This is a genomic window from Tardiphaga sp. (assembly GCF_044340795.1).
GTDB lineage: Bacteria > Pseudomonadota > Alphaproteobacteria > Rhizobiales > Xanthobacteraceae > Tardiphaga.
In genome coordinates, this window is record NZ_JBIISY010000027.1 from 14,305 (window position 1) to 40,715 (window position 26,411).

The 26,411-nt window shown below is 63.6% G+C and carries 25 protein-coding genes; 13 read left to right on the forward strand and 12 right to left on the reverse strand.

Annotation, left to right across the window (positions count from 1 at the left end; all coding sequences use genetic code 11):
• The first annotated feature begins 18 nt into the window (after positions 1-18).
• From lpxA to ACIQ17_RS06790, 4 genes are all read left to right on the forward strand, one after another.
• On the forward strand, positions 19-819 hold the full coding sequence (gene lpxA, locus ACIQ17_RS06775; RefSeq protein ID WP_398466726.1) for an acyl-ACP--UDP-N-acetylglucosamine O-acyltransferase: 801 nt from the start codon (positions 19-21) through the stop codon (positions 817-819).
• Between the two features lie 20 nt (positions 820-839).
• The gene (locus tag ACIQ17_RS06780) at positions 840-1,709 is read left to right on the forward strand and encodes an LpxI family protein (protein WP_398466728.1); all 870 of its coding nucleotides are present in this window, start codon (positions 840-842) and stop codon (positions 1,707-1,709) included.
• Positions 1,706-2,866 (forward strand): lipid-A-disaccharide synthase, encoded by a 1,161-nt coding sequence (gene lpxB, locus ACIQ17_RS06785; RefSeq protein WP_398466730.1) that lies wholly within the window; start codon positions 1,706-1,708, stop codon positions 2,864-2,866. The genes ACIQ17_RS06780 and lpxB overlap by 4 nt, the downstream gene beginning before the upstream one ends.
• Positions 2,867-3,002: 136 nt before the next feature.
• Entirely contained in the window at positions 3,003-3,629 is a 627-nt protein-coding gene (locus tag ACIQ17_RS06790; protein WP_398466732.1) for a nucleoside deaminase, read from the forward strand.
• 205 nt (positions 3,630-3,834) lie between these two features.
• On the opposite strand, the gene gltA is transcribed toward ACIQ17_RS06790, so the two are convergent.
• Both gltA and gltX read right to left on the reverse strand, forming a co-directional pair.
• Positions 3,835-5,136 (reverse strand): citrate synthase, encoded by a 1,302-nt coding sequence (gene gltA / locus ACIQ17_RS06795; protein ID WP_398466734.1) that lies wholly within the window; start codon positions 5,134-5,136, stop codon positions 3,835-3,837.
• A gap of 155 nt (positions 5,137-5,291) precedes the next feature.
• The gene (gene gltX, locus ACIQ17_RS06800; RefSeq protein WP_398466736.1) at positions 5,292-6,719 is read right to left on the reverse strand and encodes a glutamate--tRNA ligase; all 1,428 of its coding nucleotides are present in this window, start codon (positions 6,717-6,719) and stop codon (positions 5,292-5,294) included.
• Between the two features lie 177 nt (positions 6,720-6,896).
• Between gltX and ACIQ17_RS06805 the strand changes: the two genes are divergently transcribed.
• Both ACIQ17_RS06805 and ACIQ17_RS06810 read left to right on the forward strand, forming a co-directional pair.
• Positions 6,897-8,579 (forward strand): glutamine--tRNA ligase/YqeY domain fusion protein, encoded by a 1,683-nt coding sequence (locus ACIQ17_RS06805; protein ID WP_398466738.1) that lies wholly within the window; start codon positions 6,897-6,899, stop codon positions 8,577-8,579.
• A gap of 88 nt (positions 8,580-8,667) precedes the next feature.
• Positions 8,668-10,935, forward strand: a complete 2,268-nt coding sequence (locus tag ACIQ17_RS06810) for a ComEC/Rec2 family competence protein (protein ID WP_398466740.1) — start codon at positions 8,668-8,670, stop codon at positions 10,933-10,935.
• A gap of 7 nt (positions 10,936-10,942) precedes the next feature.
• Here ACIQ17_RS06810 and lexA read toward each other — a convergent pair whose 3' ends face one another.
• The 4 genes from lexA to glp form a co-directional block, all read right to left on the reverse strand.
• Positions 10,943-11,653, reverse strand: a complete 711-nt coding sequence (lexA, locus tag ACIQ17_RS06815) for a transcriptional repressor LexA (protein WP_398466742.1) — start codon at positions 11,651-11,653, stop codon at positions 10,943-10,945.
• A 356-nt stretch (positions 11,654-12,009) separates the two neighbouring features.
• The gene (locus ACIQ17_RS06820; protein ID WP_398466744.1) at positions 12,010-12,588 is read right to left on the reverse strand and encodes a GNAT family N-acetyltransferase; all 579 of its coding nucleotides are present in this window, start codon (positions 12,586-12,588) and stop codon (positions 12,010-12,012) included.
• The gene (locus tag ACIQ17_RS06825; RefSeq protein WP_398466746.1) at positions 12,585-14,960 is read right to left on the reverse strand and encodes an Orn/Lys/Arg decarboxylase N-terminal domain-containing protein; all 2,376 of its coding nucleotides are present in this window, start codon (positions 14,958-14,960) and stop codon (positions 12,585-12,587) included. Before ACIQ17_RS06825 ends, ACIQ17_RS06820 begins: the two co-directional genes overlap by 4 nt.
• A 139-nt stretch (positions 14,961-15,099) precedes the next feature.
• Positions 15,100-16,305: a gephyrin-like molybdotransferase Glp gene (glp, locus tag ACIQ17_RS06830; protein ID WP_398466748.1), complete on the reverse strand. Its 1,206-nt coding sequence runs from the start codon at positions 16,303-16,305 to the stop codon at positions 15,100-15,102.
• Positions 16,306-16,422: 117 nt separating this feature from the next.
• On the opposite strand from glp, the gene ACIQ17_RS06835 reads away from it, so the two are divergent.
• From ACIQ17_RS06835 to ACIQ17_RS06845, 3 genes are read left to right on the forward strand one after another with little or no spacing between them, the layout of a single operon-like run.
• Positions 16,423-16,743 (forward strand): hypothetical protein, encoded by a 321-nt coding sequence (locus ACIQ17_RS06835; protein WP_398466750.1) that lies wholly within the window; start codon positions 16,423-16,425, stop codon positions 16,741-16,743.
• 26 nt (positions 16,744-16,769) lie between these two features.
• Positions 16,770-16,952: a CbtB-domain containing protein gene (locus tag ACIQ17_RS06840; protein WP_398466752.1), complete on the forward strand. Its 183-nt coding sequence runs from the start codon at positions 16,770-16,772 to the stop codon at positions 16,950-16,952.
• Between the two features lie 12 nt (positions 16,953-16,964).
• Positions 16,965-17,702, forward strand: coding sequence for a CbtA family protein (locus ACIQ17_RS06845; protein WP_398466754.1), 738 nt, complete (start codon positions 16,965-16,967; stop codon positions 17,700-17,702).
• Here the strand turns inward: ACIQ17_RS06845 and ACIQ17_RS06850 are convergent.
• Positions 17,699-18,334 carry an HAD-IA family hydrolase gene (locus ACIQ17_RS06850; protein WP_398466756.1) on the reverse strand — a complete coding sequence of 212 codons (636 nt, stop codon included), beginning with the start codon at positions 18,332-18,334 and terminating at the stop codon, positions 17,699-17,701. The genes ACIQ17_RS06845 and ACIQ17_RS06850 overlap by 4 nt on opposite strands.
• 208 nt (positions 18,335-18,542) lie before the next feature.
• Here ACIQ17_RS06850 and ACIQ17_RS06855 point away from each other — a divergent pair, with 208 nt between their 5' ends.
• On the forward strand, positions 18,543-18,698 hold the full coding sequence (locus ACIQ17_RS06855; protein WP_398466758.1) for a hypothetical protein: 156 nt from the start codon (positions 18,543-18,545) through the stop codon (positions 18,696-18,698).
• 250 nt (positions 18,699-18,948) lie between these two features.
• Positions 18,949-19,308 (forward strand): H-NS family nucleoid-associated regulatory protein, encoded by a 360-nt coding sequence (locus tag ACIQ17_RS06860; protein WP_398466760.1) that lies wholly within the window; start codon positions 18,949-18,951, stop codon positions 19,306-19,308.
• Between the two features lie 130 nt (positions 19,309-19,438).
• On the opposite strand, the gene ACIQ17_RS06865 is transcribed toward ACIQ17_RS06860, so the two are convergent.
• Entirely contained in the window at positions 19,439-20,356 is a 918-nt protein-coding gene (locus tag ACIQ17_RS06865; RefSeq protein WP_398466762.1) for a LysR family transcriptional regulator, read from the reverse strand.
• 177 nt (positions 20,357-20,533) lie between these two features.
• Between ACIQ17_RS06865 and ACIQ17_RS06870 the strand changes: the two genes are divergently transcribed.
• Positions 20,534-21,274 carry an SDR family oxidoreductase gene (locus ACIQ17_RS06870; protein WP_398466764.1) on the forward strand — a complete coding sequence of 247 codons (741 nt, stop codon included), beginning with the start codon at positions 20,534-20,536 and terminating at the stop codon, positions 21,272-21,274.
• A gap of 204 nt (positions 21,275-21,478) precedes the next feature.
• Here ACIQ17_RS06870 and moaC read toward each other — a convergent pair whose 3' ends face one another.
• From moaC to ACIQ17_RS06890, 4 genes are all read right to left on the reverse strand, one after another.
• Positions 21,479-21,994 carry a cyclic pyranopterin monophosphate synthase MoaC gene (gene moaC, locus ACIQ17_RS06875; protein WP_398466766.1) on the reverse strand — a complete coding sequence of 172 codons (516 nt, stop codon included), beginning with the start codon at positions 21,992-21,994 and terminating at the stop codon, positions 21,479-21,481.
• Positions 21,995-21,996: 2 nt separating this feature from the next.
• Positions 21,997-22,800 carry an indole-3-glycerol phosphate synthase TrpC gene (gene trpC, locus ACIQ17_RS06880; protein WP_398466768.1) on the reverse strand — a complete coding sequence of 268 codons (804 nt, stop codon included), beginning with the start codon at positions 22,798-22,800 and terminating at the stop codon, positions 21,997-21,999.
• Between the two features lie 13 nt (positions 22,801-22,813).
• Entirely contained in the window at positions 22,814-23,827 is a 1,014-nt protein-coding gene (gene trpD, locus ACIQ17_RS06885) for an anthranilate phosphoribosyltransferase (protein WP_398466770.1), read from the reverse strand.
• A 127-nt stretch (positions 23,828-23,954) separates the two neighbouring features.
• Positions 23,955-25,862, reverse strand: a complete 1,908-nt coding sequence (locus tag ACIQ17_RS06890) for a SurA N-terminal domain-containing protein (protein WP_398466772.1) — start codon at positions 25,860-25,862, stop codon at positions 23,955-23,957.
• 129 nt (positions 25,863-25,991) lie between these two features.
• Here ACIQ17_RS06890 and ACIQ17_RS06895 point away from each other — a divergent pair, with 129 nt between their 5' ends.
• Positions 25,992-26,405, forward strand: a complete 414-nt coding sequence (locus ACIQ17_RS06895; RefSeq protein ID WP_398466774.1) for a hypothetical protein — start codon at positions 25,992-25,994, stop codon at positions 26,403-26,405.
• The last annotated feature ends 6 nt before the right edge of the window (positions 26,406-26,411 follow it).

The window sequence follows — 26,411 nt, forward strand, 5'->3', positions numbered from 1 at the left end:
ATCTTCTGACGAGGCACTATGAGCAAGATCGATCCGATGGCGCGCGTCGCCGACGGCGCCGTCATCGGCGAGGGCGTCGAGATAGGGCCGTTCTGCACGATCGGCCCTCATGTCACGATTGGTGCCGGCACCAAGCTGGTGTCGCATGTGAACGTCACCTCGAAGACTACCATCGGCGAGAATTGTACGATCTATCCGTTTGCTTCGCTCGGTGCCCCACCGCAGATCGTCGGCATTGGACCGGAAGTTACAGAACTGCGGATCGGCAATGGTTGCACCATCCGCGAGTCAGTGACGATGAACGCGGGCAGCGTGCGCGGTGGCGGCATCACCACGGTCGGTGACCGCGGCTACTTCATGAACTGCGCCCATGTGGGCCATGACTGCCATGTGGGTAATGACGTGATCTTCGCGACTTCGGCGACGCTTGGCGGCCATTGCGAGATCGGCGATTTCGTCTTCATGGGCGGACTGTCGGCCGTGCATCAGTTTACCCGCATCGGCCCGCAGGCGATGATCGGCGGTGTGTGCGGCGTTCGCGGCGACATCATTCCGTTCGGTCTGGTCAACGGCCAGTATGCGGCGCTGGAAGGCCTGAACCTGATCGGCATGAAGCGCCGCAAGTTCACCAAGGATCGTCTCGCAACGGTGCGTGGCTTTTATCAAAAACTCTTCCATGGCGATGGGGTGTTTGCCGAGCGCCTCGAACGGGTGCAGCCATTGGCCAGCGAGGATCCGGCCATCGCCGAAATTCTGGCCTTCATTGCCGGCGGCAAGCACCGCGCCTTGTGCCTGCCGGATTTCGGCAGCCAGGCCTGATCGGGAGCGCGAGGCCTGACATGAACGGCCAGCCTCCATTGCAGCCACTCGCCATCGCATCGCCACTCGGCATCATCGCCGGGGGAGGCGCCATGCCGTTTGCCGTCGCGGACTCGCTGCTTGCCCGCGGCATCAAGCCGGTGGTCTTCGCGCTTAAGGGCTTTTGCGATCCCGCGCAGGCAGCGCGCTTCGACCACCACTGGATTCCCATCGGCAAGTTCGGCGCGCTGCTGCGGCTGATGCGGAGTGCCCAGTGCCGCGATCTCGTTTTCATTGGCACACTGGTGCGTCCGGCGATCTCGGAAATCCGTCTCGACTGGGGCACGCTGCGGGTGATGCCGGCCGTGTTTCGCGCCTTTCGCGGCGGCGATGATCATCTGCTCACCAGCGTCAGCCGGCTGTTCGAGCACGAAGGGTTTCGGCTGCTCGGCGTCAAGGACGTCGCTCCTGATATCCTGATGCCGGCCGGCAGCATTACGCGGGCGATGCCCGATGCGGATGCAGAGACGGACATCGCGCGTGGTCGCGAGGTGCTGCGCGCGCTGAGCCCGTTCGATATCGGCCAGGCCTGCGTGGTGATCGACGGCCATGTGGTGGGGATCGAGGATATCGGCGGCACCGATGCGCTGCTGGCGCGCGTGGCCGATCTGCGTGCCACTGGCCGCATTCGCGCCAAGGCGGGCAGGGGCGTGCTGGTGAAAGCGCCGAAGAGCAGCCAGGACCTGCGTTTCGATCTGCCGACGACCGGACCGCGCACTGTCGAGGGCGCGATTGCGGCAAAACTCGCCGGCATCGCCATCGTCGCCGGCAATACGATTGTGGCCGAGCCGCAGGAGATGATCGACGCGGCCGACGCCGCGAACTTCTTTGTGACGGGGCTTCCTGCGTGACGCGCAAAATTCATCTGATCGCCACCGAGGAATCCGGCGACCGGCTTGGCTCTGCGCTGATGCGCGAGCTGAAGCAGCGCTACGGCGATGATGTCGTCTTCTCCGGTGTCGGCGGCTCGTCGATGGCGCGCGAGGGATTGCAGTCGCTGTTTCCCATCGAGCAGCTTTCCATCATCGGCCTCGCAGCCGTGGTGAAGAAGCTGCCATCGATCCTCAAGCTGATCGCGCAGGCCACCGAAGACGTCTTGCGCACCAAGCCGGACGTTCTGGTCATCATCGATAGTCCCGACTTCACGCAACGTGTCGCCAGGCGCGTGCACAAGTGCGATGCGTCGATCCCGATCGTCAATTATGTGTCGCCGACCGTGTGGGCCTGGCGCCCCGGCCGCGCCAAGGCGATGCGGGCTTATGTCGATCACGTCCTGGCGCTGCTGCCATTCGAGCCCGAGGCGCATCAGCGGCTTGGTGGCCCGCCATGTACTTACGTCGGGCATCCCCTGATCGAGCAGATCGATACGCTGAGGCCGGATGCGGAGGAGCAGGCGCGGCGTGACGGCAAGCCGCCGGTGCTGCTGGTGTTGCCGGGCAGCCGTCGCAGCGAGATCCGCCATCACATGGAGACGTTTGGCGCGACGCTCGATCTGTTGCGCAAGGGCGGCGTGGAGTTCGAGCTGATCCTACCGACCATGCCGCATCTGGTGGAGGGGATCACCGAAGCGCTGAAGCCATGGCCTGTGCAGCCGCGTGTCGTGGTGGGCGAGGCGGAAAAGCGCACCGCATTCCGCATCGCGCATGCGGCCTTCGCCAAATCCGGTACGGTGACGCTGGAGCTCGCGCTATCCGGCGTGCCGATGGTCACAGCCTACAGGGCCGGCAGCATCGAGGCTTGGATCATCCGTCGCCGCATTACGTCGTCGTCTGTCATTCTCGCCAATCTCGTCATCGGTGAGAATGTCATTCCCGAATTTATTCAGGAAGACTGCACACCCGAAAAGCTTGTCGCGTCGCTGCAGGACGTACTTGCGGATACGCCGATGCGCCGCCGACAGGTCGAGGCGATGGCGAAGCTTGATGATATCATGGGGATCGGACGCGCATCGCCGAGCAAGGCGGCTTCGGATGTCGTCGCGGATATGCTCGACCGACCTCCGCGTTAACGCGCGGTTAGCCCTGATGTTATCCGCATAGGGGAACTCTCAACCAAATCTAAACCCGGTTCCGCTGATGGTGCCGTGCCCCGATACCTTCGGGCGTATGTGCAATCGCGGCTGATTAGCCGCCATCAGGTGAAGCATGAGCAAGGCGAACGAACACGACTCTCTCGATGCACTCTTCTCCGCGGCGCGCTCGATCGATCGTCGCCATTTTCTGGCTGCCGGTGCAGGCGGAATCGTCGCTGCGTCTTCGAGCGTCGATGCGCTCGCCAAACCGGCAGCCGACAAGTTCACTGAAGAAGACCGCAAGCATATGGCGCACGCCATCGACCTGATGCGCAAGGCCGGCGTGGTCGAACGTACGGGCGGTGCCTTCGGAGCTGTGATCGTGCGCAATGGAGAGGTGCTCTCGGCCACCGGCAATAGCGTGCTGCGCGATAATGATCCGTCCGCCCATGCCGAGGTCAACGCCATTCGCGCGGCCTGCAAGAAGATCGGCGCGCCGAACCTGAAGGGCGCCACCATGTACACCAGCTGCGAATGCTGCCCGATGTGCTACGCGACGGCCTATTGGGCGCGGCTGGACCGCATCGTCTATGCCGCGGCATGGACGGATTATGCCGATTTGTTCGACGATCAGAATATCGGTACGGATATGAAGCTGCCTTACGGCAGGCGGAAGGTGAAGGTCTCGCAGTTCATGCAGAAGGACGCGCAGGCCGTGTGGCAGGAATTCCGCAAACTGCCGGATCGCGCGAAGTATTGAAGCTCACTCCGCCCTCATCCTGACGAGCCACGTCTTCGCGGCGTCTTGAAGGATGGCGGCAAGCGCCGGAGCCCAGCGATCTCATGGTTCGAGATGCGCGCAAGAGCGCGCTCCTCACCATGAGGGACGGCGGTTGTGGTCACAAACAAGCAAAAACCGGCGGATCTTGCGATCCGCCGGTTTCTTTTGGGTCTTGTTGCCAAGCTTAGCGCTTGGCGATGTCCGTGTATTCGCGGCGGGCAGCGCCGGTGAAGAGCTGGCGCGGACGGCCGATCTTCTGCTGCGGGTCGCCGATCATTTCGCTCCACTGGCTGATCCAGCCGACGGTGCGGGCGACGGCGAACAGCACGGTGAACATCGAGGTCGGGAAGCCCATCGCCTTCAGCGTGATGCCCGAATAGAAGTCGACATTCGGATACAGCTTGCGGTCGATGAAGTACTGGTCCGAAAGCGCGATCTTCTCGAGCTCCATGGCAACGGCGAGCATCTCGTCGCCGCCGTGACCGGTTTCCTTGAGAACTTCGTGGCAGGCCTGCTGCATCAGCTTGGCGCGCGGATCGTAGTTCTTGTAGACGCGGTGACCGAAGCCCATCAGGCGGACGGACGAGTTCTTGTCCTTCACCTTGGCGATGAATTCCGGAATCTTGTCCACGGTGCCGATGTCGGCGAGCATCTGCAATGCTGCTTCGTTGGCGCCGCCATGCGCGGGGCCCCACAGGCAGGCGATGCCGGCAGCGATACAGGCGAACGGATTCGCGCCCGACGAACCGGCGATGCGGACCGTCGAGGTCGAGGCGTTCTGCTCGTGGTCAGCGTGGAGCGTGAAGATCTTGTCCAGCGCCTTGGCGAGCACCGGATTGACCTTGTACTCCTCGCACGGCACGGCGAAGCACATCTTCATGAAGTTCGATGCGAAATCGAGCGTGTTGGTCGGATACACGAAGGGCTGGCCGATCGTGTACTTGTAGGCCATCGCAGCAAGCGTCGGGATCTTGGCGATCATGCGGATCGAGGCGATCTCGCGCTGCTTGGCGTCGTTGATGTCCGTCGAGTCGTGATAGAAGGCGGCGAGGGCGCCGACCGACGCAACCATCACGGCCATCGGATGCGCGTCGCGGCGGAAGCCGGTGAAGAAGCGCGTCATCTGGTCGTGGACCATGGTGTGGTTGGTCACCAGGTGATCGAACTTTTCCTTCTGTGCCTTGGTCGGGAGTTCCCCGTACAGCAGCAGATAGCAGGTCTCGAGGAAGTCGCCCTTCTCGGCGAGCTGCTCGATCGGGTAGCCGCGATATTCGAGAATGCCGGCGTCGCCGTCGATATAGGTAATCTGGGACTGGCAGCTCGCGGTCGAGGTGAAGCCCGGATCGTAGGTGAACATGCCCGACTGGGCATAGAGCTTGCCGATGTCGATGACGTCGGGGCCGACGGTCCCACTGTGAATCGGCAGATCGAAGCTCTTGCCGTCGACTGTCAGCGTTGCGGATTTGGTGTTGGTTTTCGCGTCCATCGCATAGTCCCCGATGAGATCGTTGAGGGGCCGTCAAACCACCGTCATTTCAGGAGAAAATGGCGATGCCAGACGGGAATTCCAGAGCAGTCGGCAGAATGCGTAGCGTATTGCTGTGTGCGCTGCAAGGCAGGCAAAAGTAGCCTACAGCTATGCTAAACAGCTGCCTGATCGGCGAGCCGATCGAGACATTCCTGCCGTCCCAGTACCGCGAGCACGTCGAAGATGCCGGGGGAGGTGGTCTTGCCGGTCAACGCTACCCGCAGAGGCTGCGCCACACCACCGAGTTTCAGACCGGCTTCCTCCGCAAAAGCGCGGGCGGCAGCCTCCGTATTGGCGGCGGTCCAGTCGGTGACGGCTTCGAGCGCGGTGCGCAATTTCCCGAGCAGCACGCGCGTCTCCGGCGTCAGCACGGCAACCGCCTTGGGCTCGGTGATCTCCAGCGGGCGGTCGGCGAAGATGAAGTCGGCGCCCTTCACCAGCTCGAGCAGCGTCTTGGCCCGCTCCTTCAGACCGGGCATGGCGCGCAGCAGTTGTGCACGCGTGGCGTCGTTCAGCTTCGCCTGGATCGCAGCGCCGCCTTCCGCATAGGGGAGGATCTCCTCGAACATGGTCACGAGGGCTTGATCGTCGCTGTGGCGGATATAGTGGCCGTTGATGCTTTCCAGCTTGGCGAAATCGAAGCGTGCGGCTGATCGTCCGATGCCGGACAGTTCAAACGCGTCGATCATCTCCTGCGTGGTGAAGATTTCCTGGTCGCCATGGCTCCAGCCGAGGCGCACGAGGTAATTCCGCAGCGCGGCCGGCACATAACCCATGGCGCGATACGCATCGACGCCAAGCGCGCCATGGCGCTTCGAAAGTTTTGAACCGTCCGGGCCGTGGATCAGCGGGATATGCGACATCGAGGGCACGTCCCAGCCGAGCGCGTCATAGATCTGCTTCTGGCGGGCAGCATTGATCAGATGGTCGTCACCGCGGATCACATGGGTGACAGCCATGTCGTGGTCGTCCACCACCACGGCCAGCATGTAGGTCGGCGTGCCGTCGCCACGCAGCAGCACCAGGTCGTCGAGATTCTCGTTCTGCCAGACCACGCGGCCCTGCACCCGGTCCTCGATCACGGTCTCGCCGGTCAGCGGTGCCTTGAGGCGGATGGTGGGCTTGACGTCGGGCTTGGGATCGGACGGATCACGGTCGCGCCACAGCCCGTTGTAGAGTTTCGAGCGGCCCTCGGCGCGCGCGCTCTCGCGCATGGCCTGCAGCTCCTCGGCGGAGGCGTAGCAGTAATAGGCCTTGCCTTCGGCCAGCAGCTGCTCGGCGACCTCGCGGTGACGGGCGGCTCGGGCGAACTGATAGACGGTGTCGCCGTCCCACTCGATACCCAGCCACTTCAGGCCGTCCAGGATGGCGTCGATAGCGGCTTCCGTCGAGCGCTCGCGGTCGGTGTCCTCGATCCGCAGCAGCATCTTGCCGCCGTGCTTCCTGGCATACAGCCAGTTGAACAGCGCGGTACGGCCACCGCCGATATGGAGGAAGCCGGTCGGCGAGGGCGCGAAGCGGGTAACGACGGGTGCGGTCATGTCAGGTCGGCAATCGATTTAGGGGACGTTTGCGCGCGTGTAACACACCCCTGTGCCGCTGCCCAATGGGCAATCACGCCCGCCCCGGGAGCCCCCCGGAACCGGGCGGGCCGGGCTCGCGCCCCTTGGCGGAACGGCCCGGATTTGGCACATAGGGCGCAATCTGAAAGGCAGCTTATGACAGACGAATCGACCGCGGACACCGCCAGCGAGGCCGGCCGCGATTTCATCCGCGATATCGTGGCGATGGACCTCGAATCCGGCAAGCACCAGGGCGTGGTGACGCGCTTCCCGCCGGAGCCGAATGGCTACCTGCATCTCGGCCACGCCAAGTCGATCTGCCTCAATTTCGGCGTCGCCGCCGAGTTCGGCGGCCACTGCAACCTGCGTTTCGACGACACCAACCCGACCAAGGAAGAGCAGGAATATATCGACGCCATCCAGCGTGACGTGCGCTGGCTCGGCTTCGAGTGGGGCGAGGGCAACCTGCATTTCGCCTCGGATTATTTCGAACAGCTCTATGACTGGGCGGTGCATCTGATCCGGGCCGGCAAGGCCTATGTGGACGACCAGTCGCCCGAGGAAATGCGCATCGCGCGCGGCACGCTGACCGAGCCGGGCAAGAACAGCCCGTTCCGCGACCGCAGCGTCGAGGAAAATCTCGACCTGTTCGCGCGGATGCGCGCCGGTGAATTCCCGAACGGCGCCCGCGTGCTGCGCGCCAAGATCGACATGGCCGCCGGCAACATCAATCTGCGCGACCCCACGATCTACCGCATCCTGCATGCGCATCACCCGCGCACCGGCGAGGCCTGGAAGATCTATCCGAGCTACGACTTTGCCCATGGCCAGTCCGATGCCATCGAGCATGTGACGCATTCCATCTGCACGCTGGAATTCGAGGATCACCGGCCGCTCTATGACTGGTGCCTGGACAATCTGCCGGTGCCCTCGCGGCCGCATCAGTACGAGTTCGCGCGCCTCAACATGACTTATACGCTGCTGTCGAAGCGCGTGCTCACCGAGCTCGTGCGCGGCGGTCATGTCACCGGCTGGGACGATCCGCGCATGCCGACGCTCGCCGGCTTGCAGCGCCGCGGCATTCCCGCGGAAGCGCTGCGCGAATTCATCAAGCGCATCGGCGTCGCCAAGGCGAATTCCACCGTCGATCTGTCGATGTTCGATTTCGCCGTGCGCGAGACGCTGAACCGCACGGCGCAGCGCCGCATGGCGGTGCTGCGGCCGCTGAAGGTGGTGATCGAGAACTATCCGGAAGGGCAGGTCGAGCAGCTCGACGCGGTCAATCATCCGGACGATGCGTCGCTTGGCACTCGCCAGATCCCGTTCAGCCGCGAGCTCTATATCGAGCACGAGGACTTCATGGAGGATCCGCCGAAGAAATTCTTCCGCATGGCTCCGGGCCGCGAGGTGCGGCTGCGCTACGGCTATTTCATCACCTGCAAGGATGTTGTGAAGAACGACAAGGGCGAAGTGGTGGAGCTGCGCTGCACCTACGACCCGGAAACCCGTGGCGGCAACGCGCCCGACGGACGCAAGGTGAAGGCGACGATCCACTGGGTCAGCGCGCAGCATGCGGTGCCGGCCGAAGTGCGCGTCTATGAGCAGCTGTTCGCGACGCCGACGCCGGAAGCAGCAAACTTCGCATCGCAGCTCAATCCGAATTCGCTGGAAGTGCTGAACGGCGCGATGCTGGAGCCGTCGCTGGCGAGCGACAATTTTGACGGCGCGATACAGTTTGAGCGGCAGGGTTATTTCAGCCGCGACAAGGACTCGTCGCCCGGCAAGCCGGTGTTCAACCGGACAGTCGGCCTGCGCGACAGCTACGCCAAGCTGGCCTGATCGCACGAATAGTTCGCGCATTCCCCATCCGTTCCGCTAGCCGCGCGGCGCCCTTCCGATAGCATTCGGGAGGGCGAGCGGGTGGCTCATGGCGCAGGGCGGGGGACGGCAGCGCAATCAGGCGAGGGCGGTCACATGGCCGCCGTCGATGACGGCCGGCGCGCTCCCATCACGCCATTCATGGACATTGCCGCTCGGCTGGTTGCGCGCCTGGGTGCAGGCTGAAACCGGGCCCGGTCGCTTGCTGCCTTGGGTGCCGGTGGGGTTCGGCATCGGCATCGCGCTTTATTTTGCGGCCGAGCGCGAACCGGTCGCCTGGTTGGTGACCGCGACAGCGTGTGTTCTCGCACTCGCAGCCGTGCTGCTGCGACGGTCGTCGGCCTTTCCTTGCGTGTTGCTCGCGGTCGCCGTGGCCGCGGGTTTCGCCTGCGCAACGTGGAAGAGCGAACGCATCGCGCATGAGGTTCTGGCGAAGCCAGTCTTCGGTGCAGCGCTGACGGGCTTCGTCGAGACCCGCGAGGAGCGTGAGCGTAGCGATCGCTTCGTTCTGCGCGTGGCCACCTTGGAGACGCCGCGCGATGCGATCAAGCTGACGCGCGTGCGCCTGTCCGTGAAGAAGGGGACGGCACCCGCGGTCGGCAGCTTTGTCGCGTTGAAGGCACGGCTGCAGCCGCCGCTCGCGCCGTTACGGCCGGGTGGCTACGACTTTGCGCGCGATCTGTATTTCCAGGGCATCGGCGCTTCGGGCTTCGTCACCGGGGCGATCAGGAAGATCGATCCGCCGACGCCGCCATCGCGGCACCTGCAATATGCGGCGACCATGCAGGGCATGCGAGATGCCATCGATGCGCGCATTCGTGCGTCATTAACGGGGGACAATCGGGCCATCGCAACTGCGCTCCTGACCGGCAAGCGGGATGCGATCTCATCCGACGTCAACGATGCCATGTTCATTTCGGGGCTTGGTCATGTGCTGTCGATCTCCGGCTATCACATGGCCGTGGTCGCCGGCGTCGTGTTTTTCGTCGTCCGTGCGCTGCTTGCGCTGGTCCCCGTTCTGACGGTGACGTTCCCGATCAAGAAGGTCGCTGCTGCCGCGGCACTGCTGGCTGCGTTGTTCTATCTGTTGCTGTCCGGCGCCGAAGTCGCGACGCAGCGCTCCTTCATCATGACGGCGGTGGTGCTGATCGCCATCATGGTCGATCGCCGCGCCATCACCTTTCGCACGCTGGCGATCGCGGCGCTGATCGTGCTGGTCATCACGCCGGAAGCGCTGGTGCATCCGAGTTTCCAGATGTCATTTGCGGCGACGCTCGGCCTGGTGGCACTGGTGCAGATCGGGATGCCCGCCTTGTTCGCGACATCGGAGAGTTCGACGACGGCGCGCATCGCCCTGTGGGGCGGGCGCGAGATCGCGATGCTGCTGCTGGCGTCCCTGATCGCGGGGCTCGCGACCATGCCGTATGCCGCCTACCACTTTCACCGCATCACGCCTTACGGCATCGTCGCCAATCTGCTGGCGATGCCGGTGGTGTCGATCCTCGTGATGCCGGCGGGGCTGCTCGGATTGATCGCCATTCCGTTCGGATTCGACGGCCTGTTCTGGCATATCATGGAGATCGGCCTGCAATGGATGATCTCCGTGTCGAAATGGGTCGCAGCGTTGCCTGGCGCGGTGGGGCGGGTACCGGCTTTCGGTACGGGGCCGCTGATTGCCGCGAGTCTCGGGATTATTCTGCTCGCCTTGCTGCGCACGCCGCTGCGCTACGCGGGGGTGATCGCGCTGGTGATAGCAACGATCTGGGCGGCGGCGACGCAACAGCCTGACGTCCTGATTGCCGGAGACGGCCAGAGCGTGGCCGTGCGCGGCCGCGACGGGCGCCTGCATGTGATGCGCAGCGGCAAGGATGCGTTTTTAATCAAGGAATGGCTGGGAGCGGATGCCGATGCGCGGCAGCCGACAGATGCGTCGCTCGGTGACGGCGTGTCGTGTGATCCGTCAGGTTGCGTGACAGCTCTTGCCGATGGGGCGCTCATCGCTCTCACGTTGCAGCCGGATGCATTCAGCGATGACTGCGACCGCGCGGCGGTCATCGTGACGGCGAGGCAGCCGCCAGCCGATTGCCGGGCGATGGTGATCGATCGGGAGGCGCTGCAAGGGCAGGGAGCGACCAGCCTGCGGCATGTCGGTGACCGCTTCGTCATGGACGCAGTTCGCCCCCGCGGGCTGCAGCGGCCGTGGGCTCAGGGGCCCGTCGATGTCACCGACAATGCGATATCGACCGGCCAACGCATGCGCCAGGGACCGGTCGATGCAACGCCGGCGGAGACGGATCTCACGCCGGACGATCAGTAAGCGCCGCTCAGTAGCGGCGATAGAGGCCGGTGAGCTTGCCCTGGATGCGGACGCGGTTCGGCGGCAGGATGCGGACCTCGTAAGCAGTGTTCGCCGGCTCCAGCGCGATGGAGGCGCCGCGGCGGCGGAAGCGCTTCAGCGTGGCTTCCTCGTCGTCGATGAGCGCGACCACGATATCGCCGGTGTCAGCGCTGTCGGATTTCTGGATCAGCGCCATGTCGCCATCGAGAATGCCGGCGTCCTGCATGGAATCGCCGCGCACTTCGAGGGCATAGTGTTCGCCATTGCCCAGCATGTCCTGCGGCACGCTGATGGAGTGGCTGCGGGTCTGCAATGCCTCGATGGGCGTACCAGCCGCGATCCGGCCCATGACCGGCACCGAGATGGTGCGGCCGCCGTCATCGTCGCTTGCCATCGGGGCAGGTGCGGGCTTGTTCTTGCCGAGATTGCCCTCGATCACGCTGGGCGTGAAGCCGCGGCGACCCGCCGGCGCAGCCGTGTTCAATTCCGGCAGCTTGATCACCTCGATCGCGCGGGCGCGGTTGGGCAGGCGGCGAATGAAGCCGCGCTCTTCCAGCGCGGTGATCAGGCGGTGGATGCCGGACTTGGAACGCAGATCCAGTGCATCCTTCATCTCGTCGAAGGAAGGCGGCACGCCTGCTTCCTTGAGCCGCTGGTCGATGAAGCGGAGCAGTTCATATTGTTTGCGCGTGAGCATCTGAAGCCATCCTCAGGTGACGGGCCTTCAACGAAGATTGTCGGGCCGTCGCGTGTGTTTCAGGACCTCGTCGTCAGCGTCGCTTGCGCGCTACTGGCCGAGGGCAGTCACGAGTTTGGGCACTCTCGATTTCACTAAGCCACAGAATCTCGAAACAAATCATGAACGGACACTATCTGTTCCGTACATGTTCCGCAACGGGTAATTTCGCTCGAAAGTGGTGCTTTTGGGCGAGCGAGAAAATGGGCCGTAGGATGGGTTGAGCCGAGGCGCGACAGCGCCGGAGCGATACTTATCACCACAGGCTCCGGCGCGCGCTGTGATGGGTATCGCTGCGCTCAACCCATCCTACGCGATCACGAAATTCGCTCGGACAACGGCATCGGCGGCGGTGGCGTTGTCGCGCCGGCGGCCAGGGATCGTTGCACCATCACGGTATCGGCCCAGCGACCGGAGCGGTAGGCGACACCGGGCAGCGTGCCGATCCGAGTGAAACCGAAGCGATCATGCAGCCCGAGCGAAGGAGCATTGTCGGCATCAATATAGCCGATGATCTGGCGGAAGCCGGCGGCGGCGCAGACATCGATCAGCTCGCGTAGCAGCTTGCCGCCGACGCCCTGGCCGGTGTGGTCGTGATGCACATAGATCGAGTGCTTCACCGCATAGCGATAGGCCGGCCGTTTGCGGAACTGGACCACATAGGCATAGCCGACCACGTCGCCGCCGCGGGTCGCCACGATATGCGGGAAGCGCTTGTTCTTGAGGTTCTTGCGACGGTCGCGCAGATCGTCCGGCTGCATCGCATCCGCATCGCTCACGCCTTCCTCCACGCCCTGGCGGATGTGGCGGCGATAGATGGCGAGCATGGCGTCGACATCGCTGTCGCGCGACGGCCGGACGATGATCGGGGTGTCGGTGGCTGCCTGAGAGCTCACTTGCGCGGATCCCGCTCTTCGGAAACGACGTAAGTGTAGAGCCGGATACGGCCCGAGGCATCCACCTTGCGATAGATGCCCTGGATCTCGACGTCGAAGCCCGGGAAGGTGTTGAAGCAGGTCTCGAACATCTTGAGATAATCGATCATCGGCTGCGCGCGTTCGGTGAGACGCTCGCCCGGCACAATGGTGGCGATGCCCGGCGGATAGACCACGAAGGGCGTGGTGGCGATGCGGCCGGCGATCTCGTCGATCGGCAGATAGTCGACGTCGTTGCGCACCAGCAGGCGCGCCGCGTCATGCGGCGACATGGCGATCTCCGGCAGATGCTGATCCATGAACTGCTTCGCCTGCAGGCCGCTGACATCGGCTGCACGGTAGAACTTGTGCATGTCGGCACAGAGATCGCGCAGGCGCACGCCGGCATAGCGAGCCGGGCGACGGCGCGCGAATTCCGGAATGACGTCTTCGAGCAGCGCGTTCTCGTCGTGGAAACGCTTGAAAGCGACGAGGCCCGACACCAGCGTGCCGGCCTTGCTGGCCTCGACGCCGGGGGTCAGGAGGAAGAGCAGCGAGTTGAGGTCGTTCTTCTCCGGCACGATCTGGTTCTCGCGCAGATATTGCGCGACCACGGGGGCCGGGATGCCATGTTCGGCATAGCCCCCGGTGGCGCGATCGAAGCCCGGCGTCAGCACCGTCAGCTTGTTCGGATCGGTCATGGCGAAGCCGGCCTGCATGTCCGGGAAGCCGTGCCACTTGGCGTCGGGCGTCAGTTGCCAGAAAGCGGGATTGGTGGCGAGCTGGTCGGTGCTGATGCTTTCCCACGGCACGCTGTGGCTGGCGCCGGGCTGCGCGACATCCGGAATCTGGACGCGCTCGGGCACGAACGGCTCGAAGAACCAGCGGCGCTCCGGGCGGAATTCCTTTTCCTCGAATTCGCGGCGCACAGCGCGCATTTTCTTGCGCAGCTCGATGCCGAGACGGATTGTGTCGTCCCACAGCACTTCGCCGGAACGGCCTTTCATCATCTGCGCGCCGACGTCGAGTGACGCGAATAGGGGATAGAAGGGCGAGGTCGATGCGTGCTGCATAAAACTTTCGTTGAAACGGCGGTGCTCGACGCGGCGCTTCTGGCCGCGGATGTGGCGATCCTTCATGTGGATCTGCGAGGCCTGCGAGAACGAGGCGAGCTGCTTGTGCGTCGACTGCGTGGCGATGATGCCGGGCGAATCCGGGCCGAGATCCTTCAGGCCCATGGCGAAGCGGCCGGCATAGAGCGGGTGGAATTTCATGAAGCCCGCCCAGGCCTCGTCGAACAGGATGTAGTCACAGAGATGGCCGATGCGCTTGATGATCATCTCGGCGCTGTAGATGGTGCCGTCATAGGTGCACTGCTCGATGACGGCGACGCGGAACGGGCGTTCGCGCTTCCAGGCTTCCTTGTCCTTGACCATCGGATTGGTGCGGATGCGCTCGCGCAGCGCTTCCTCGCTGAACGAGTCCCAGTTCATCGGGCCGATCAGGCCCCAGGGATTGCGCACGGTCGGCACATAGATCGGCGTGCCGCCGGAGATCATCAGCGCGCCATGCAATGCGGCCTTGTGGTTGTTGCGGTCGAACAGAACCAGGTCGTCATCGGTGACCAGCGCCGACAGCGCGACCTTGTTGGACGTCGAGGTGCCGTTAAGGACGAAATAGGTCTTCTCGGCGCCAAAAATCTGCGCGGCTTCCTTCTGCGCCTGAAGGGCTGGGCCTTCATGGGTGAGGAGGTCGCCGAGATCGAGCACGGAATTGTCGAGGTCGTCGCGGAACACGGCTTCCCCGAGATGTTCCATGAACACACGGCCGATCGGCGAGCGGCTGTAGAACACGCCGCCATTGTGGCCGGGGCAGGTCCAGAGCTGATTGCCTTCCTCGGCGTAATCGACGAGGGCGCCGAAGAACGGCGTCTTCAGCGTCTCGGCATATTGCTTGAGGCGGCTGATCAGGTTCTTGGCGATGAACGGCGGGGTTTCTTCCGACAGGAAGATGTAGCCGTCGATGAAGTCGAGCACCTCGACCGGAATGTCCTCGAAGCGCTGGCGGCGGATCAGCAGCATGATCGGGAAGTCGAGGCCGCGGCGGCGCATCAGGTTGATCAGCGCAGCGGTCTTGCCCTCGAGGCCCTTCTTGCCCCAGTCCACCACCATGCAGCCGATGGCTGCGTCGGTCTGTACTGCGATCGCAGCGTCTTCCAGCTTCCGCGCCTTGACCACCTCGAAGCCCGATTTCTCGATTTCCTCGACGATCTGGTTGAGCCGCACGCCTTCGAGATCGTCGGCGTCAAAAGTCGGCATGGCGAAGAGGAAATTGAAGCGCTTGAAGTAATCCATGAACGGGCACCGAATCTGTTGTCTGTGCCCTCTGTCGCCGCGTTACGTGACAACTTGGTGACCGAGGGCCGGCGGAATGTATGAAGGGCGATGCCCGGTCGGGCAACGCCTGAAAATCGTGTGGGTTCGCGGTATTCCGCTAAGTCGGAAGACGAATGATGGCGCAGCGATCGCCGGCCTTGGCAGCTGCGGCATTCGGCGGGCGGACCAGAAGGCCTTCCGCAATGGCGAGATTTCCGAGCAGCGACGAATCCTGCTTTGTCACGGGCGTCGCCACGAGCTTGCCGTCCTGCCATTCGAGCCGCGTGCGCAGGTAATCCTCGCGATGGTCATTCGCGGCGAGATCGCGGCCGAGCACAGCCGCCTCGCGAACATGCTGGACTTCGCTGCGGCCGGACAGCGCGCGCAGCAGCGGCACCATGAAGAGGAAGCCGCAGACATAGGACGAGACCGGATTGCCGGGCAGGCCGATCACCCGCATGGGGCCGCGGCGGCCATGCATCATCGGCTTGCCCGGCCGCATGGCGATCTTCCAGAACGACATCTCGACACCGGCCTCGACCAGGGATTGCTGCACGAGATCGTGGTCGCCGACGGATGCGCCGCCGGTGGTGATGAGCACGTCCACATTCAGGTCGATGGCGCGCCGGATCGCCGCAGTTGTCGATTCCAGCGTGTCGCGAGCGATGCCGAGATCGATCACCTCGGCACCTTCCGCGCGGGCAAGGGCGCGCAGGGCGAAGCCGTTGGACAGGACGATCTGGCCGGGGCCGGGGGTAACGCCGGGCATCACCAGTTCGTCGCCGGTGGCCAGCATGGCGACCACGGGGCGACGCTGCACGGGAACCACGGGATGGTTCATGCCCGCAGCGAGTGCGAGATCGCGGTCGGCGAGGCGAGTGCCGGCGCGCAGCAACACATCACCCTGCCTGAAGTCCACGCCGGCCGGACGGATATTCTTGCCGACGGGGGCAGCCTCGTTGACGGTCACCATATCGCCGTCGCGCGCCGTGTCCTCCTGGATCACCACGGCATCGCTGCCGGCGGGCACGACGCCACCGGTGAAGATGCGCGCTGCTTCGCCGGGAGCGAGGGCGCGATCGAACGGCTTGCCAGCGGAAATCTCGCCGATCACCTTCAGCTTCGCGCCAACGGCCGCATCGGTGGCCCGCACCGCATAGCCGTCCATGGCCGACATGGCTTCCGGTGGCTGCGTGCGCAGCGAGGCGACATCACGCGCCAGCACGCGGTGAAACGCGTCCTCCAGCGCCACCATTTCCTCGGGCAGCGCGTCGGCGCCCTTCAGGATCGCGGCCATGGCGTCGGTAAAGGGCATCAGGGCCATTGGTGGATCTCCGGATTTGCGTGGATGCCCGTCTTAGCGAAGCGGGCGGGGGAGGCAAGCGTCGGTTGTCCCTGTGGCCGGACTTGGGGATCGCTTCCGGAGCCGCTACCAAGGGGAATGACCGATGGATACGATATGGCCGGTGGCGGTGCATTGCGCTGGCGCAGCGATGTGGACGCTTTGTCGTTCCGGCCGGAGGGGCATGACGGTGTCTGCATGGTGCATCGGCATGCGTTTCGGACGTTGCTGAAGCACATGCCGACGCCGGAGGAATGTGCGGCGTTTTTCCACGTCCGGGAAACCGCGTTCCAGTTCGCAGCCCGCGCCAAGATCGCACATGCGCGCCTTGCCTCCGACGCCAATCTGCATCTGACCAGCCGGGATCTCGCCCGGGCCATGGCGAAATTGGCGGTCGCATCGCCGGAACAAAGCGGTTAAACTCCGTCCAACTGATGAGGAATCCCATGCAGCAGACCCAGACCGCCCAGCTCTCCACTGCCACCACCGACGCAAATGTCGTCGTGCAGGCTCTTCTTGCCATGGCGCTCGGGCTGTTTGTGGTCGGCGTGGTCGGCTTCTCGCATATCAGCGCGGTCCACAACGCGGCGCATGACGTCCGTCACGCCAACGCGTTTCCCTGCCACTGATCTTCCAGACTGATGTCCGTTTTCCGTTCGATCGTGTTCTCGGCAGTTCTTGCCGGGCTCGTCGCTGGCGCGGCCACCACGGCCGTGCAGATGGTCGGCACCGTCAAGCTGATCCAGCAGGCCGAGACCTATGAGAAGAAGGCCGAGGCGCCGGCCCCCGCTGCAACGGCGGCACCTGCGCCAGTTGCAACCGGCCACGATCACGGCGCCCATCAACACGCTGCTGCCCATGACCATGGCGGCGAATGGGAGCCGGCAGAAGGTTTCCAGCGCAACGCCTTCACCGCCGGCGCCAATGTGCTGACCGCCATCGGCTTTGCCCTGCTGCTGGCCGGCATTTTTGCGCTGCGCGGCCGTCCGGTGGACTGGCGCGAGGGCCTGTTCTGGGGCCTCGGCGGCTTCGTCGTGTTTGTGGCTGCGCCGAGCCTCGGCCTGCCGCCGGAAGTGCCGGGACAGCCGGTGGCCGACCTGACCTTGCGCCAGACCTGGTGGATCGCCACGGCTTGCGCGACTGCCGGCGGTCTCGCATTGCTGGTCTTCCGCAAGGCCTCCTGGGCCGCGCTGCTCGGCCTGGGCCTGATCGTGTTGCCGCATCTGATTGGCGCACCTCAGGCGCCGGCTGGCCACACCGACGTGCCGGAAACGCTGGCGCACAGTTTCGTCGTGGCTGCCGTCGTCACCGGCCTGATCTTCTGGGCGCTGCTCGGTGTGGTCACCAGCATCGCCTACCGCCGGTTCGCGCGCGCCTAGACGCCGAGCGCTTTCAGCGTTTCGGCAACAGTCTCCGGCGAGGTGACATGCACGGTCTGCAAGCCGCGGGCGCGCGCCCCTTCGATATTGGTTTGCGAGTCATCGAAGAACAGGATGCGGCCGGCTGGCACGCCGATCTGTGCCACCACGTGATCGAAGCTTTCCGCCTCCGGCTTGCGCATGCCGATCGAGGACGACAGGAACACCTCGCGGAAATGTCCGAGCAGATCGGCATGGGCGACGGAAAAATGCGCCACATGTGCGGGGTTGGTGTTGGAGAAGGCGTAGATCGGCCAGCGCTTCGCTGCGCGCGGCAACAGTTCTGCGATGCCCGGCATCGCACCCACGAAGATCGCATTCCAGCCTTCTAGGAACTGCTCCGGCGTGATGTCGAGATTCAGCACATTGCGCAAATGGGCGAAGAACGTCTCGTCTGAAATCTCGCCGCGCTCGTGCTGCATGTAGATATCGTCTTGGGCGAGGGCAGCGACGACGTCCGTTGGGCCGCGGCCTGCATGGTCGGTCCACACCTTCATGACGCGTGCGAAATCGATATCGAGAACCACGCGCCCGAGGTCGAACAGCAGGGCGTCGATGGAGGAAGCGGCGTGGGCTGGGGCAGGCGAAGTCATGCGTGTGCAAATCCGAACAATGTGAGCAGCCTGGAACGTATAGGCCTAACGCCTTGAAGACACGAGCCTAACACCAATTCATGACAATCGACGCGGTGCGCGATCGACACATCTGTTGCACGGCACGCATAGGAGCTGATCGAAACTCAAAATGTTATCGGGCGTAAATGATTTGTTACAAAGCTATTATTGCAGAAGGAATTTTCCGATGTTCACCTTGCTTGCACTGGCCATCACGGTGATTGGCGGTCGTTTTCTTGTGAAGCGTTACGAGCGTCATCTCGATACGCAGCTCGGGCCGTGGATTGTCGGCGAATTGCAGCCGCAGCGCAGCCATCTGCGCCGCAGCCGCGATCCCCGTTAAGCTTGTTACCCCCGACTTCGCCGGTATTCAGGTTACCGACGAAGTTACAATTTGCATGCGTAGCCAGATACGCGGCGTTTACGCTTGGCGATGTCCGGCTTGGTAGCGCTGGTGTCACCACGATCGCCGACCCGGATGTCTCATCCTCCCGCCCGGTCGATTGACGTGGTGCCGGGACCGCCGCCAACACCCCCCATGCTCGCGTGCGGTCCCGGTCCATTTTTTCGCGGAAGCGACGAGAGGGATCGGGATGGCGACAGGTTACAATTTCAGCGCGATGTCGATCGATGCGCTCTGGCAGATCCACGAAGAGCTGCGCATCGTGCTGGCGGCCAAGATGGCGGCGCAGCGGCAGGAGATCGACGAGCGGCTGCGCGATCTCGATCAGTTCTCCGCGTCGTCGCAACGCGCCGTCACGGCGCTGCGCCCGAAGGCCGGGCCGTTCTATCGCAATCCGGATCGGCCGACACAGGTGTGGTCGGGACGCGGGCTGCGCCCGCGCTGGCTGGTGTTCCAGCTTGCGGCTGGTCGCGCGCTTGATGAATTCCAGGTCAAGGCAGACAGCAGCATTGTGGATCTGGAGAATGCGCAGGCGCATAAGCTCGCCTGATCGTAAGCACTGCTTCCCGCACATTGATCCAGCAGTGCCCAAGTCCTTGAGCAGGAGATGCGCCGCGGCCAAGGTGCCCGTCTAAACGAGGGCACGCACATAATTCCTCGTCCTTCCCGGCCAAATGAAGTCATCGGGCCGGTTCTGCTCCCTGCCGCGCGAGGCTGTTTGCAGTGTCGATAAACGCCCGGAGTTTTGGCTGGCTCTGCATGGATGCCGGAAAATAAAGGAAAATGCCGTCGTCGGTCGCAATTTGACCTTTGAACATGATCTCCAATTCCTCCCGCTCGACCTCGTCAGCAACTTCTCGGTCGAACGCGAAAACGAGACCGAGGCCCCGCTTGGCCAGGCGCACGGCCGCCGCATGATTGTCGACCACGATCTTCGGCGGCATCCGCACGCGAACCGTTTTGCCGTTCTGGTCGAATTCCCATGTGTAAGTCGTTTTTGAACCTGGAAAGCGAAACAGGATCGCGTCGTGCTGTTGTAGGTCCTCGATGCACGCAGGTCTTCCGGCCTTGTTCAGATATTCCGGGCTCGCGACGACGACCCATCGCGCCTGGGGCAACAACCGGACTGCAATCATGTCCTTGTCGATGGCTTTCCCCAGCCGAACGCCCGCATCGTACCCTTCGGCGGTCAGATCGACGAATGCATCATTCACCGAGAGATCGATAGCGACATTCGGATAGTCCGCGACAAAGCGCGCAATGACCGGCTCGATCGCAAAACCCACGACAGCATGAGGGACCGTCAGCTTCAGGGTTCCGCTCGGGGTGGACTGGGATGCGGTGAAATCTTGAAGTGCGTCCTCGATCTCCAAAGCAGCGCGATCGAGGCGCTGGAACAAGGCCTTTCCAGCTTCGGTAAGTTGTACGCTCCGTGTTGTTCGCTGGAAAAGCTTGGCCTGATACCGCGCCTCAAGCATTTGGATCGCTTTGCTTGTCGCGGCTGGACTTATGTTCAAAGCCTCAGCGGCGGCAGTAAACCCGCCGCGGCGTGCCACGGCGATGAAATGAGCGAGGCCGTCAAACAAATCGCGTTCCATTGACTGTTCCTGAGGCCGCGCGCCGGCATGCATTATTAACTCTGGATTGAAGGCCTATAGGCGTTGGCGCCGTTTTTCTCAAGAATGTCGCGTCGTATTTTCGAGCCTCAGGCGGTGGCCGGACTTCAACCTCGTGGTTCCGGACATTGCTTATTTCCAAAGAGGCCAAGTCTGCACATGAAATCCAACGACAATACCATTCTCATCACGGGTGGTGGTTCTGGCATCGGCCAGGCGCTCGCGCACCGCCTGCACGACGCAGGTAATCACGTGATCATCGCCGGTCGCCGCTTTGATGTACTGTCTCGTGCTGCCGAAGGTCGCAGTCGCATGACACCGATCCAGGTGGATCTCGACAACGCGACGAGTGTCGAGGTGTTTGCGCGACGCTTGATCATTGATCATCCGACATTGAACGTGCTCATTAACAACGCGGGTATCATGCGCTTTGAAGCACTTGGACATCGGCGCGATCTGGCCGATGCAGAAGCTACGGTCACGACGAATTTGCTCGGCCCAATCCGGCTTACGAATGCCTTGGTCGATCACCTTCTGAAACAGCCAAACGCTTCGATCGTCAATGTCACCTCTGGCCTCGCTTTCGTGCCTCTCGTCGTCGCCCCGACCTACAATGCGTCAAAGGCTGCGATCCACAGCTACACGGTGTCCATGCGTGAAGCCCTCAAAGGAAAGATCGACGTCATCGAAGTCATTCCCCCGCAGGTCAAGACGGGTTTGACGCCCGGTCAAGAGGGGCGAGAGGGCGTGCCGCTGGATGATTTTGCCGACGATGTTTTCATGCAACTATGCAGTGAGCCGAGCATACCCGAAATCATGGTCCAGTATTCGCAATATGCACGCCGCGCAGAAGCGGACGGCCGGTTCGATGAAGTCTTCGCCGTGATCAATGGAGGCTGATGGAGAGTACTCATTGCTCTCTGGCTCCAGCCAGGACTCGACGCATACCCGACGTGACACCGCCTACCGGCGGTGTCTGCTTTCAGGCAGGCGCAATGACCGTCAGCATGACCGACATCAAGGCGCTCTACTGCCTCGCTTATGCCCGGTCGGAAAGTCCAGTTTGGGCCGACAATGCCGGCATCAATGGTGCTGAGCGCCTGATCAGTCGATGGCGTTGTCGGTCACCAGATAGTGGCCGGACTTGCCGCCCTTCTTCTCGATCAGGTGGATGCCCTCGATCTGGACGCCGCGTTCCACCGCCTTGATCATGTCGTAAATGGTGAGGCAGGCCACGGACACCGCGGTGAGCGCTTCCATCTCGACACCGGTGGGACCGGTCACCTTCACCGTCGCGCGCACGCGGCAGCCAGGCAGTTTCCTGTCGGTGGTGATGTCTACCGTCACCTTCGACAGTGCCAGCGGATGGCAGAGCGGGATCAGTTCGGATGTCCGCTTCGCCGCCATGATGCCGGCGATCCGCGCGGTGCCAAGCACGTCGCCCTTCTTCGCATTGCCGGTCTCGATCATGTCGAGGCTGGCCTTGCTCATGATCACAAGGCCCTCGGCGACCGCGACGCGCTCGGTCGCGGGCTTCGCCGAGACATCGACCATGCGGGCCTCGCCGGCGGAATCGATATGGGTGAGGGCGGGGCTCTTCGCTTTCGTCTTCTTGGCCATCGTCAATTCACCTGCGCGCGCTTCAGCAGCGTCTTCGTGGCGGCCGTCACATCCGCTTGCCGCATCAGGCTTTCGCCGACCAGGAACGTCGAGATGCCGACGCGCTCCAGCCGCGCCAGATCGTCCGGCGCGAAAATGCCGCTCTCGCCGACCTTGAGCCGATCTTTCGGCATCATCGGCGCCAGCCGCTCACTGGTGGCGAGGGTGACGTCGAAGGTGCGCAGATTGCGGTTGTTGATGCCGATCATCGGCGAGCGCAGGTTCAGCGCGCGCTCGAGTTCGGCTTCGTCATGGACTTCGAGCAGGACATCCATGCCGTGATCGATCGCGGCATCCTCGATATCGCGCGCGAGGGCGTCATCGAGTGCAGCCATGATGATCAGGATGCAGTCGGCACCGTGCGCGCGCGCCTCGACCACCTGATAGGTGTCGAACATGAAATCCTTGCGGAGCACCGGCAGTTTGGTGGCAGCGCGTGCTGCAACCATGAAGTCGAGATGGCCCTGGAACGACGGTGTATCGGTCAGCACCGACAGGCAGGCGGCACCGCCGTCCTCATAGGCCTTGGCGAGGGTCGGTGGATCGAAATCGTCGCGGATCAGGCCCTTGGAGGGCGAGGCCTTCTTCACTTCGGCGATCAGCGCGAAATCGCCTTTGTCGAGCTTGCGGTGGATTGCAGTCATGAAGCCGCGCGGCGGCGATGCAGACTTGGCAAGTGCTTCCAGCGCGCTGAGCGGTTGCTGCTGCTTCGCCTTGGCGATTTCCTCGCGCTTGTAGGCTTCGATCTTGGTGAGGATGTCGGACATATCGTTCGCTCCGTCAGGCGTTTGAGACGGCCACCAGCTGCTTGAGCTTCGCGAGCGCCGCGCCGCTGTCGAGCGACTTCTGGCCCATCGCAACGCCTTCCTTGATGTCCTTCGCCTTGCCGGCAACCAGCAGCGCTGCCGCCGCGTTGAACAGCGCCACGTCGCGGAACGCGCCGGGCTTGCCGTCGAGTACAGCCTGCAGCGAGGCCGCATTGGCCTGGGCGTCGCCACCCTTGAGGGCTTCGGCGGTGACATAGGGCAGGCCGGCATCTTCCGGCTTGATCTCGAAATTGGTGATCTGGCCGTTCTCCAGCGACGACACGAAGGTCGGGCCGGTGAGGGTGATCTCGTCGAGGCCGTCGGAGCCGTGCACGACCCAGGCGCGCGTGGCGCCAAGATTCTTCAGCACCTGCGCCAGCGGCTGCACCCATTGCCGCGAGAACACGCCGACCATCTGGTATTTCACGCCGGCGGGATTGGACAGCGGGCCGAGCAGGTTGAAGATCGTGCGGGTGGCGAGTTCGACGCGGGTCGGGCCGACATTCTTCATGGCCGGATGATGCGCCGGCGCGAACATGAAGCCGATCCCGGCTTCGGTCGCGCAACGGCTCACATCGGCAGGCTTGAGGTCGATATTGACGCCGAGCGCGGCCAACACGTCGGCGGCGCCGGATTTCGACGACAGCGCGCGGTTGCCATGCTTGGCGACCGGCACGCCGCAGCCGGCGACGATGAAGGAGGCACAGGTCGAGACATTGACGGAACCGGAACCGTCGCCGCCGGTGCCGACGATATCGACCGCATCCGCCGGTGCGGTCACGCGCAGCATCTTGGCGCGCATGACTTCCACGGCGCCGGTGATTTCATCGACCGTCTCGCCGCGGACGCGCAGCCCCATCAGCAGGGCGCCCATCTGGGAGGGCGTGGCTTCACCCGACATCATGCTGTCGAAGGCGGCCGAGGACTCCTCGCGCGTCAGCGAGGCGCCGGTCGCGACCTTGGCGATGATTGCCCGAAGATTGTCCATGGGATGCTTCCGAAAGTGATGCGATGAACCCTTGTAGGATGGGTTGAGCCGTAGCGAAACCCATCACCACACGCTTCCGGTGGTGACGGGTTTCGCTTTCGCCTAACCCATCCGACGAGTCCAGAGATCAGTTGTTGCTTGTCGCGCCGGTGGCCAGCGCGAACGCTTCCTGATTGATCTTGGTGCCGACCTGCTGCTCCAGCTTGGTGATGTACTGCGCCACCAGCTCGTCGGTCAGCCCGCGCTGCAGGCTTTCCTTCAGCTTCTTGGCGTCATCCGAGGCCATGTCGACGGTCGGCGCCGAGATGTCGATGATGCGGTACACGATCCAGTCCGACGCGCCGGCGCCCGGCGCCTGGCCGGCGGCATCCTTCACGCCGCGGAACACGGCCTGGATCACGCCCGGCGACAGATCCGCCACGGTGGCGTCGCGCTTGAAGGGAACCGAGGTGATGACCTTGAGACCAGCCGCTGCCGCTTCGTCGGCGAGTTTGGCGCCGCCGTCGAGCTTCTTGACAATCTCCTCGGCCTTGGTGCGCAGGCGCTTGGTGATCTCGTCCTCGCGCCAGCGCGCTTCGACCTGCGCCTTGACCTCGTCGAGGGTACGTTCGCGGGCGGGCGTGATGCCAAGCACGTCGTACCAGATGTAGCCGCCGCTGGCCTGGATCGCGTCATTGTCCACTCCGACATCGCTGTTGAAGGCTTGCGACAGGATATCGGTGCTGGCCGGCAGGCCGGTGACCGGCTGGCCGTCCGGGCCACGGCCCGAGCGATCGACAGCCTCGATGGTGACGGCCGTCAGGTTCAGCTTCTTGGCGGCATCGACGATGTTGGCGCCGCCGCCGCGCTCATCCTCGATCTTGTTGTGCATGTCGGCGACCACGGCACGGGCGCGCTCGATGCCGAGATCGCGCTTGATGGTCGCGGCTACGCTGTCATAGCTCGGGGTGCTGCCGGCCTGGATCTTGCCGACCTTGAGGAGGGTGGTGCCGAAGCGGCCGGTGACCGGCTGGCTGATCGTGTCCGGGGCCAGCGAGAAGGCGGCATCGGCGACGTTCGGATCCAGGATGCCGGCGCGGGTGACCATGCCGAGTTCGACGTCCGACGGCTTCAGGCCGCGCTCCTTGGCGAGGTCGTCGAAGGAGAAGCTGTCATTCAGCTTGGCGCGAGCGGCCTGGGCCTCCTCGGCATTTGGGAACACGATCTGCGAGATCTGGCGTTGCTCCGGCTGAGAGATGCGGTCCTTGCGGTCGTCATAGAGCTTCTTCGCGTCCTCATCCGAAACCGTGGACCACTTCGCCATTTCTTCCGGCGTCAGCACCAGGAAGGCGATCTTGCGATATTCGGGGGCGCGGAACTGGGTCTTGCGCTCGTCGAAATAGGCGGCGATCGCCTCGGGCGAGGGGGCGTCGATGGTGCCGGCCTGGGCCGCATCGAGCTTCACGTAATCGATGGTACGCTGCTCGTTCTGGTAACGGCTGAGCGCTTCCACCATGGGCTTCGGCGTATCGACGCCGGTGGTGACCGTGGAGGCGATCTGGCGGCGCAGCGAAACCCGACGCTGCTCGTTGATATAGCGCTGCTCGGTATAGCCGAGGGAGCGGATCACCTGCTGGAAGCGGGCGCCATCGAACTGGCCGTTCATGCCCTGGAAGTTCGGATCGGCCATGATCTGGCGCAGAACTTCCTGATCGGAGACACCAAGGCCCTTGCGGCGGGCGTCCTCGTCGAGGGCGGCTTCCGCGATGGCCTGCTGCAGCACCTGACGGTCGAGGCCGAAGGCGCGGGCCTGATCCGGCGTCAGCGGACGGCCGAACTGACGGCCGATCTGCTGCAGCTTGTCATTGAAGAGCTGGCGAAACTGCTCCGTGGAAATGTCGGTCGAGCCGATGGTGGCGACCTTGGTCTGGGTCGAGCCCTTGAAGGCGTCGCCGATGCCCCATACGCCGAAGCTGATGATGAGCACGCCCATCACGACGCTCATGATCATCTTGCCAATCCAGTTGGATGAGGCTTTGCGGATTCCTCGAAGCATGGGTCAATCTTGTCTGTCAGGAGGGGAACCGGCTTGCGCCAGCGGCTCGAACCGCGGGGGCCATCGCCGAATAGGAGGCGCATCATAAAGTGGCAGCCGTTCCGTCGCAACCGGACGGAACGGGGCGGATTGAAGCGGTTTCAGGTGCTTGGCCGGGTTTCGGTGATGGAACTTCTGTCCGTCCCGCCGATTGATGGGGCAGGCCAGATGGCCGATCGGGGAGGCAACATGCGGATTCGGGTGCGAGCTGGGGTGGCCTTTGCCGGCCTCTGGCTGATGCTACCGCCGGCATGGGCGCAGCAGAACCCGGCGATGGAAAATCCGAGCGTGGTGCAACCACAGAGCGGACCCGCGCTGTCGCCCGGAGCCAACAGCTTTTCCGAAGGGCAGGCGCGCGACCTCCTGAAGTCTCAGGGCTATTCAGATGTCTCCCAGCTCATGAATGACAGTCAGGGCATCTGGCGGGGGACCGCCATGAGCGGCACCAAACGCGTGCGCGTCAGCGTCGATTACAAGGGCAACATCTCGGCGCAGCCAGAGTAAGCGGAG